The following is an 836-nucleotide window of genomic DNA, read 5'->3' as shown; positions in this document are numbered from 1 at the left end:
CAAGGCGGCGATGGGAACGCCACAATCGGCAGTGTCGATGTGCAGCTTGTACCCGTTCCAGCTGGTCTTGTAACCCTGCGCGTTGCACTTGGTGCCGCGGTCGCAGATCGTTGGCAATTCGGCGAGCATGTCGGGCAAGGTCTGGCCGCGTTGACGCCGGATCGGCGAGCCAGAAGCCGGCGCCGCTTGCTTGACCGGGCGCTTACCCTTGCGCCTGCCCTGCTTGCGCGATGCCGCGCTGGCCGCCGCTGCAGGCCGCTCGCGGGCAGCAATGGCCGTGCCGTCGCGGCTGATATGTCCGATCAACTGGTCACCCAGGTGTTCCTTGATCATGGCTGCGTAGGCGCGTTCAACCAGTCGCTCCTCAGCGAACTGCGCAAAAGCCCGCGAAAACGTCGCCTCCGAAGGCAGCTTTGCAAACGGCGGAAATCCGCAAATGCGCCGCAAGGTCTTGTCCATGGTCAGGCGCTCGACCAGCCCGACGGTGGTGGTGATGCCCAGCACCGCCTTGGCCACGAAAGCATTCGCCAGCCAGGCCCGAACATGCGGCGGTCGGCCGATGCCGTCCCAGGAATCGTCAGCGAATTCTTCGATACGCGCCCACTCCAGAACGTAGATAACGCGCTCAAGTTTCGGCGTCACGACGCCCACTTCTGCGCACAGTTCCGGCAGCACGTCATATTGAACTGCGTTCCAGCAGTTGCATGATCAGAGCGGGTCGGGTAGCATTCATGGTGTGGGCGTTTTGATTAAGCGTCAGAAACTAAATCATGCCAGAAATGGGCGCCCACTCCCACCTTTTCGCTTGCGCTGCCAAGCAATTTTCATCCGTTCCG

At 61.7% G+C, this 836-nt stretch carries 1 pseudogene; it reads right to left on the bottom strand.

Features of this window, described 5'->3' with window-relative positions:
• Positions 1–733 (bottom strand): annotated as a pseudogene (locus F2P46_RS36005) (transposase); the annotation flags it as partial.
• Positions 734–836: the final 103 nt, after the last annotated feature.

The organism is Massilia sp. CCM 8734 (genome assembly GCF_011682155.1).
Classification (GTDB): domain Bacteria; phylum Pseudomonadota; class Gammaproteobacteria; order Burkholderiales; family Burkholderiaceae_D; genus Telluria_A; species Telluria_A rubra.
This window is presented reverse-complemented; position numbering and strand designations above follow the sequence as displayed.